Origin of the sequence: Melaminivora alkalimesophila (assembly GCF_000282995.1) — a bacterium.
Taxonomy (GTDB): Bacteria; Pseudomonadota; Gammaproteobacteria; order Burkholderiales; family Burkholderiaceae_C; genus Melaminivora; species Melaminivora alkalimesophila.
Window position 1 is genome coordinate 1 of sequence record NZ_ALEE01000826.1, and the last position, 2,329, is coordinate 2,329.

The 2,329-nt window shown below is 67.7% G+C and carries 2 protein-coding genes; one reads left to right on the forward strand and one right to left on the reverse strand.

Going from position 1 to position 2,329, the window contains the following annotated elements; translation table 11 throughout:
* Positions 1-74: 74 nt before the first annotated feature.
* Entirely contained in the window at positions 75-1,634 is a 1,560-nt protein-coding gene (locus A612_RS15920; RefSeq protein ID WP_019375421.1) for a fumarate hydratase, read from the reverse strand.
* Positions 1,635-1,820: 186 nt separating this feature from the next.
* Between A612_RS15920 and A612_RS15925 the strand changes: the two genes are divergently transcribed.
* A partial coding sequence (locus tag A612_RS15925; protein WP_019375422.1) for a lyase family protein occupies positions 1,821-2,329 on the forward strand: 509 nt, incomplete at its 3' end.

Consider the following 2,329-nt stretch of genomic DNA (forward strand, 5'->3'; position numbering starts at 1 on the left):
AACCCGCCTCTTTGGAGGCGGTTTTTTCAGCCCTGCCCGCCCCCGAGCAGGGAGCGCACGAAAGAGGCCGGCAATCAAGCGGTGGCCAGCGCAATCCCCTTGAATTCGCCACTGGCGATGCGTTTTTGCCACTCGGCCGGCCCGGTGACGTGCGCGCTGGTACCCCCGGCGTCCACCGCCACCGTCACCGGCATATCGACCACGTCGAATTCGTAGATGGCTTCCATGCCCAGGTCCTCGAAGCCGACGACGCGCGCCTGCTTGATGGCCTTGCTGACCAGGTAGGCGGCGCCGCCCACGGCCATCAGGTAGGCGCTCTGGTGGCGCTTGATGGCCTCGATCGCCACCGGGCCGCGTTCGGCCTTGCCGATCATGGCGATCAGGCCGGTCTGCGACAGCATCATGTCGGTGAACTTGTCCATGCGCGTGGCGGTGGTCGGGCCGGCGGGGCCGACGGCTTCGTCCTTGACCGGGTCGACCGGGCCGACGTAGTAGATCACCCGGTTGGTGAAATCCACCGGCAGCGGCTCGCCCTTGGCCAGCATGTCCTGGATGCGCTTGTGCGCGGCGTCGCGGCCGGTGAGCATCTTGCCGTTCAGGAGCAGCGTCTGGCCGGGCTTCCAGCTGGCGACTTCTTCGCGGGTCAAGGTGTTCAGATCGACGCGCTTGCTGGTCTCGGTGTTGGGCGCCCACTCCACCTGCGGCCACAGGTCGATGCTCGGCGCCTCCAGGTACACCGGGCCGCTGCCGTCCATCACGAAATGCGCGTGCCGTGTGGCGGCGCAGTTGGGGATCATGGCCACGGGCTTGCTGGCGGCGTGCGTGGGGTACATCTTGATCTTCACGTCCAGCACCGTGGACAGGCCCCCCAGGCCCTGCGCGCCGATGCCCAAGGCATTCACCTTCTCGTACAGCTCCAGGCGCAGCTCCTCGACCTGGTCGAGCTTCTCGCCGCGCGCGCTCTTTTGCTGCAGCGCGTACATGTCCAGGTCTTCCATCAGGCTTTCCTTGGCCAGCAGCACGGCCTTTTCCGCCGTGCCGCCGATGCCGATGCCCAGCATGCCCGGCGGGCACCAGCCGGCGCCCATCTCGGGCACGGTCTTGAGCACCCAGTCCACCAGGCTGTCGCTGGGGTTCATCATCACCATCTTGGACTTGTTCTCGCTGCCGCCGCCCTTGGCAGCGACGGTGATGTCGAGCTTGTCGCCGGGCACGATCTGGACGTTGATGACGGCGGGCGTGTTGTCGCGCGTGTTCCTGCGCGCGAAGTGCGGGTCGGCGACGACGCTGGCGCGCAGCGTGTTGTCCGGGTGCTGGTAGCCGCGGCGCACGCCTTCGTTGATCGCGTCCTCCAGGCCGGCTCCGGCCGGGAAGCCCTCCCAGCGCACGTCCATGCCCAGTTTGATGAAGACGTTGACGATGCCCGTGTCCTGGCAGATCGGGCGTTGGCCGTAGGCGGCCATCTTGCTGTTGGTCAGGATCTGCGCCATCGCGTCCTTGGCAGCCGGGGACTGCTCGCGCTCCCAGGCGCGCGCCAGGTGCTGGATGTAGTCGGCGGGGTGGTAGTAGCTGATGTATTGCAGCGCGCCGGCGATGGATTCCACCAGGTCGGCGTAGCGGATGGTCGTGGTCATGGGCAAAACGTGGGTGCCTGATGAGAGGCGTGACAGAACGGAACGCGGGGGATTATCCCCTTGGCACCTTGCGCGGGGCTGGCAGGCGGGATTGGGCCATGGCTGACTGCGGCGGTGGCCGGATTGCGGTGAAATGGCGGGCTGCCGTTTCTTCCTTCCCTTCAGACGCCAAGGAGCACGCCCGACATGGACCAGCCACCCCGCACCACCGCCAGCGACACCCGCGTGGAGCGCGACACCTTCGGACCGATCGAGGTGCCGGCCCAGCGCCTGTGGGGCGCGCAGACGCAGCGTTCGCTGATCAACTTCGACATCTCGGGCGAGCGCCAGCCCCAGGAGATCGTGCGCGCGCTGGCGCAGGTCAAGCGGGCGTCGGCCAAGGTCAACCACGCCCTGGGGCTGTTGCCGGCGGACAAGACTCGCGCCATCGTCGCGGCGGCCGACGAGGTGCTCGACGGCCGGCACGACGGGGAGTTTCCGCTGGTCGTGTGGCAGACCGGCTCGGGCACGCAGACCAACATGAACATGAACGAGGTCCTGGCCAACCGGGCCAGCGAACTGCTGGGGGGCGAGCGCGGCGAGGCGCGCCTGGTGCATCCGAACGACGACGTGAACAAGAGCCAGTCGAGCAACGACGTGTTCCCCACGGCGATGCACGTGGCGGCGGTGCAGGCGATCGTGCATCGGCTGCTGCC